The organism is Clostridium tarantellae (assembly GCF_009295725.1).
Classification (GTDB): Bacteria; Bacillota; Clostridia; order Clostridiales; family Clostridiaceae; genus Sarcina; species Sarcina tarantellae.
The window spans coordinates 1-5,633 of the sequence record NZ_WHJC01000221.1 but is presented as its reverse complement, the minus strand read 5'-3'; the positions used below and the strand labels follow the sequence as shown (position 1 = coordinate 5,633).

Annotated in this window: 3 protein-coding genes; 1 reads left to right on the top strand and 2 read right to left on the bottom strand. The window is 28.2% G+C overall.

All coding sequences use genetic code 11. The annotated features are described in order from the left end of the window. Positions 1-181: 181 nt before the first annotated feature. Together GBZ86_RS11950 and GBZ86_RS11945 are read right to left on the bottom strand one after the other, a co-directional pair. Positions 182-2,755 (bottom strand): FAD-dependent oxidoreductase, encoded by a 2,574-nt coding sequence (locus GBZ86_RS11950; protein WP_152890958.1) that lies wholly within the window; start codon positions 2,753-2,755, stop codon positions 182-184. Continuing rightward, complete coding sequence (locus tag GBZ86_RS11945) at positions 2,755-3,732, bottom strand: DMT family transporter (protein WP_152890956.1); 978 nt, start codon at positions 3,730-3,732, stop codon at positions 2,755-2,757. Before GBZ86_RS11945 ends, GBZ86_RS11950 begins: the two co-directional genes overlap by 1 nt. A 403-nt stretch (positions 3,733-4,135) precedes the next feature. Here GBZ86_RS11945 and GBZ86_RS11940 point away from each other — a divergent pair, with 403 nt between their 5' ends. Next, positions 4,136-5,503 (top strand): sigma-54 interaction domain-containing protein, encoded by a 1,368-nt coding sequence (locus GBZ86_RS11940; RefSeq protein ID WP_234885163.1) that lies wholly within the window; start codon positions 4,136-4,138, stop codon positions 5,501-5,503. Positions 5,504-5,633: the final 130 nt, after the last annotated feature.

The window sequence follows — 5,633 nt, the reverse complement described above, 5'->3', positions numbered from 1 at the left end:
CCTGAATTCTTTATATTATAAACATAGCTTTATATTTGGTAATAACAAAAATTTACAATTTAGTTTTTACAAAATGTTTAAAATTAAAAATACTTGTGTAAAATATATAATATAAACCCATTTTCCATATCTCCAATAAAAAAATCTCACCATTAAAATGTTAACGGTGAGATTTTTATTATTATTTATATTTATTTAATATGTTTTTACACTCTAATCTATTGCTCCACATTTCTTCTTCATTTTTATAACCTCTTTTAGCTGCTTGAGCTTTTGTATAAGTATCTCCATGAAGTAAGTCTAATATGTGTAATGAATCTAATCCTGCTGCTTCCATTGTTCCTCTACAAGAACCACAGTAGCTGATTATTTGCTTTTGTGTAGCATCATTTGCTCTTCTTGTATATACTTTTTCATATAATGCTGGGTTAGAGCTACAAACCATTCCTCCAACTCCACAACATCTTGTATTTTCTCTATTTCTGTTCATTTCTTCATATTTATATCCAAGTTCTGATAACATCCATCTTACACTTTCATGATGTGATGGAACATTTCTTGTTACACATGAATCATGTATGTTAAATATAACATCTGAATCTTTTCCAATACCTTTTTGGTCTTCTGGAATTCCTATCTTTTCTCTCATTAGATCCCAGTAAGAAATAACTTTTTTATCACTAGTATCCTTATAAACATTATAGCAAGAAGGACAAATAGTAATTATTACATCTGCATTACTTGCATTAATTTCTTCTATAGCCATTTTATTTCTTTCATTGAATTTTTCTTGCTCTCCAAGAAGTTTAGTTACCTTACCACAACATTGTAATAAAGCTCCAACTTCACCATCTAAAGTTTCCTTTAAGTGTTGTAAAGTTTTTTCTATTAATTGTGGATTATAAGCTGGAACAGTACAACCTGGTACAAATAAGTACTTAGTTTTCTTTTCTTCATTAGCTTTTACACAAGTTGAATATTCTTCACTACATTCCATTTCTTGAGATTTATCAAAAGGAACTAATCCTTCAACTACAGCTAATCCACCATTTTCTTCTACATATTTATCTTTTATAGCCATGAAATTACTTCTTAAATCTAATGATTTTGGACACTCTATTGTACATTGTCCACAATCATTACATGAATGAACAATCATTTTGTCCATATTTTCATAACCCTTTTCTAAATATTGTTTAAATAAATTTTTAGGGCAATCAGTATAATCTTTCATCATTATACATTCTTTCATACAAAGCTTACATTGACATTGTCTACATCTATCAGCTTCTTTTAAAGCTTCTTCCTTTGTATATCCTAAAGCAACTTCATCAAAAGATTTAATTCTTTCTTTTGCATCTGTTTCTCCCATATCTTCTCTAGTAGTATGTACATCGCTCCAATCAACAGGAACATCTAATTTAGTTTTATATGTCCAAGTATCCTCTAATTTTCTTCCGTCTATTAAAGACTCTCCATTTAAAAATCTTATTACAGATTGAGCAGCTCTTCTTCCAGTAGCCATAGCTTGTATAACTATTACAGATTCACCAGAAGCATCACCAGCAATAAATACTTTTTCATTAGAAGATGATTGAAGAGTTAATTTATCACATTCAAAAGTAGAATTTCCTCTTTGAATTAATATATCTTTAGCAAATTCACCTTCAACCCCTTGACCTATAGCAAATACAATAGTATCTACTTCTAAAGTACTCACTTCATTTTCATCAAAGCTTGGTGAAAATCTTCCTTCGCTATCAAACATTGATAAACATTTCTTTAATTCTACTTTGCTAACTCTTCCATTTTCATCAACGCTTATAGATTTTATAGCTTTTGCATGATTAAACATTATTCCTTCTGCTATAGCACCTTTAATTTCGTGGTTAGATGAAGCCATTGTGTTAAAGCTATCTTCTAAGCATATAGAATATACTTCTTCAACTCCATTTAATCTTCTTGAAACTCTGCAACAATCCATTGCAACGTCTCCACCACCAACAACTAAAACTTTCTTTCCAGCTTTCTCAACATTTCTTGTTAAAGCTGCTTCTTTTAAATAACCAGCTGCACTAAATATTCCTTCAGCATCAAAGTTTTTTAAACTTCTATCAACTCTTCCTTGGTGCTTACCAACAGCTACAACTACACTGTCAAATTCATTAACTAACTCATTAAATGAAATATCTTTTCCTATTTCACAATTAACTTTAAATTCTACTCCTAATTTATCTAAGTAACTTATTTCTCTCTCTAAAACATTTCTAGGTAATCTATATTCAGGAATACCTACTGCCATCATTCCACCTCTAACAGGTAGTTTTTCAAATACAGTAACTGTGCATCCTTCTTTTCTTAAATCTAAAGCTGCTTGTAATCCAGAAGGACCGGCACCTATTACAGCTACTTTTTTGCCATTTTCATTTTTTATATTCATATCCCAATTAGCTTCATCATCAAAGTTATCTGCTGCATATCTTTTTAATGATGCTATTGCCATAGGACTTTTATTTTCATTCCATTTACATTCTTTTTCACAAGGATGAGCACATATTCTTCCTAATGTTCCAGGTATAAATAATTTTTCTCTTATTACCTTTATGGCATCATTACCTTTATCTTCTTTTATTAATCTTATATATTGTTTAACATCTGTGTGCATTGGGCATGTTGCTACACATGCCGCATCAGAATCTCCCATACAATTATCTACAATATTTTTCATATTCTCTATAACATTTTTATTTAACATTAGTTTGTTACCTCACTTTTCTTCTTTAAAGTTTTTGGATCTATAGCAAATACAAATACTCCTAGTACTATAACTAATCCCCAAAATGCTAAGCTTGGAGTTATTTTATCTCCAAATAATATAGCTGAGAATATAATTGCCCATAAACAAGCAGTACTGTTTAGTGCAGTACCCATAGCTGCTCCAATTAAATCAACAGCTTTATACCAAGATAAGTATGTAATTGCTCCTAATATTGCTATACCAGCATATTGAATTACTAATCCTGAAGAAACTACTTGTGCAGCTACTCCATATCCACCAGCTAGAGGAACTACAACTATAGAATAAGCTAATAATGAAATCAAATATCTTAAGCATAAAAATTGTTGAGGTGTTGCAGTAATATGGTCTTCACCTTTAATTTTCTTCATAGCAAATCCTATGATAACTCCTTCTAAAGCCCAACCTAAAACTGCTACTAAAGCAAATAATACACCTTTGAAAAATTGTGGTGGAACATTTCCAGAAGGATTAAATCCTAACATAAATGAACCAACTAAACTAATAACAATACCTAAAACTGATCTTAATGATAATTTCTCTTTTAATATTAAATATGATAAAATTGCTCCAACTCCTGGGTAAATAACAGAAATACTTGATGCATATGGTGCTGATGCATATTTTATAGCTAATAAATAAGCACTCATACCAATTGGTGCACCAACAACAGCAGCCATTGCTGTAGCTAAACCTTTTTTAGTTTTTAGCAATGTAAATACGCCTTTTAATTGTTTTGAGAATAATAAGAATAATGCTACCCAAAAGAAGCAAAATCCATCATGAAATAATGCCGTAACTAATGGAGATAATTCAAAGCTAGAGAATATTTCATTAGATCCAACTCTTCCCATTAATACTCCGTCTAGTCCCCAAGCTAGACCTACTAAAATACCAAACATAATACCTTTTCTGAATTTTCCTTTGTCTTCCATTTTAAGAATCCTTTCTTTGTTAAAAAATTATTATACTTTATATATTAGCAATTTGCGTGCCAAATTTTAAAAAATAGATAATTGTTAAAAATATAACTTTTATTGCATTTTAAAAATTATTTTGTGACAATAATAAGTACAGTTTTATTATTTTAAAGTGTACTTATTATTGTCATTGTAATTATTAATTACAATTTTGTCTTTTTTTATACATGATTCTATAAAGTTTTATTGTAATTTTTTAAATATATTAAAAAAATTCTGTTTTTATCATATATAATTTTATCTATAATTGTTAATGTTATAATGAATTTTTACAAATAATATTATTTAAAATAGTGAAAGGAGTGAAATGAAGTAAAAGATTAATAATTTAAATGTAATTTTTTACTTAAAATAAGAGATGAAAGATTCAAAAAAATATATAGATTCATTATCTATTATAAATAGTATGCCTATAGGGCTAATTTCTATAGATTTAAATGGTTTAATTACCTTTATGAATCCAAGAGCAAAGGAATTACTAAAATATGAAGAAGTTTTACTTACTAATAATATTAAGGATATTTTTCCTTCAATTAAAAAAAATCTAAGTTCATTTTCAAAAAATAATTATATTTTAGAAGATAATGTGATAATTTCAAAAAATAAAATAAAATTTAATTGTGATATTTCTCAATTAAAAGAAGGAGATAGAGTTAATGGGTTTATTATTTTATTAAAGGATTTAACACATATTTTAACAACTGTAGATAAGTATTCTAAAAGTACTGCATTATATACTTTTGATGATATTATAGGAGAAAGTAAAGAAATAAAGGAAGTTATTGCTCAATGTAAGATTATAGCTAATAGTCCGTCTACAATTTTAATAACTGGTGAAAGTGGATGTGGAAAAGAATTATTGGCTCAATCTATTCATAATTATAGTGATTTAAAGTTTGGTCCTTTTATAGCTCTTAATTGTGGCGCTATACCAAAAAATTTAATTGAGAGTGAACTATTTGGATATGAGGAAGGTACTTTTACTGGAGCGACAAAAGGTGGAAGAGCAGGCAAATTTGAATTAGCAGATGGAGGAACAATATTTTTAGATGAAATTGGAGAAATGCCTATAGAAATGCAGGTAACTCTTCTTAGGGTTATTCAAGAAGGAGTTGTTACAAGAATAGGAGGAAAAACTCCTATACCTGTTAATGTGAGAATAATAACTGCTACTAATAAAGATTTAAAAGAAGAAGTTAAAAAAGGGAATTTTAGAAATGATTTATTTTATAGATTAAATGTTATTCCTATAAAACTACCACCTTTAAGAGATAGAATAGGGGATGTCCCTGTATTAATAAATTATTTTTTAAAAGTTAAAAGTCAGAAGCTTAACAAACCCATACCAACTATTTCTCAATCATTATATAAAAAAATGATTTCTTATTGCTGGCCGGGAAATATAAGAGAATTAGAAAATTGTATTGAAAACATAGTTAATTTAAATGGAATAACTACATATGAACTTAACTTAGAAGAGTGTCATTGTCTAACAAGAGATAATTTAGGAAATATCATAGAGCATGATGAAGTATGGCATGGAGAAAAAAATGTGTGCTTAACCTGTAATGACTCAGTTCGTCCACTTCTTGTTGTTGAGCAAGAGGAAATAAAAAAGGCGCTGAAGTTTTATAATGGAAATATGTCTAAAGTGGCAACTGTATTAGGTATAAGTAGAAATGCATTATACAATAAAATAAAGAGATATAATATTACAGCAAAATAAAATTTAAATAAATATTTATTTTAAACATAAGTATAATCATCACTTATTATAGCTGTACTTTAAAAGACCTCACCATTAATTTTCAATTATAGTGGTGAGGTTTTATATAATATTTATATGAATATAGCCA

Coding starts and splice junctions, on each gene's coding strand:
- GBZ86_RS11940 (WP_234885163.1), top strand. CDS start 4,136: ATGAAAGATTCAAAAAAATATATAGATTCATTATCTATTATAAATAGT.
- GBZ86_RS11950 (WP_152890958.1), bottom strand. CDS start 2,755: ATGTTAAATAAAAATGTTATAGAGAATATGAAAAATATTGTAGATAAT.
- GBZ86_RS11945 (WP_152890956.1), bottom strand. CDS start 3,732: ATGGAAGACAAAGGAAAATTCAGAAAAGGTATTATGTTTGGTATTTTA.